Origin of the sequence: Saccharothrix sp. ST-888, from assembly GCF_000955975.1 — a bacterium.
GTDB lineage: Bacteria > Actinomycetota > Actinomycetes > Streptomycetales > Streptomycetaceae > Kitasatospora.
Map to the genome: position 1 here is coordinate 1 of NZ_JYJF01000543.1, position 363 is coordinate 363.

Here is a 363-nt window from a genome sequence, read left to right on the forward strand (position 1 = left end):
GCGCGCGGCTTCCGGCGGATGACGCGCGGCGGTCCGACGGCCCTGTCGGTCGACGCCGGGCTAGCCCTGTTTCGTGGCTCCGGCGCGTTGCGAGACTCAGTCCTTGGGACTGCCCGTATAGACGTGGCGGGGCCTGGCGGCGCTCCGCGCCGATCTCGCCAGGTCCGTCCAGTATCGAGACGCCGGCTCGGCTCCGGGCGCATAAGGCGTCCAGGCAGCTGTTCGCCCGAGCGTAGTTGCCGTAGCCCCCGTTGCCGAAGACCCCAGCGGCGGAGGAGGACAGCACGAACTCCGACAGGTCGAGCTCCCGGGTCAGCAGGTGCAGGTTCCACGCCGCGTCCACCCTCGGGCCCAGCACGGTGT

The 363-nt window shown here is 71.6% G+C and carries 1 protein-coding gene; it reads right to left on the minus strand.

The features are described 5' to 3' along the window. On the minus strand, window positions 1-358 hold a 358-nt coding region (locus tag UK12_RS44865; protein ID WP_331386679.1), incomplete at its 3' end, for a KR domain-containing protein. Window positions 359-363: the final 5 nt, after the last annotated feature.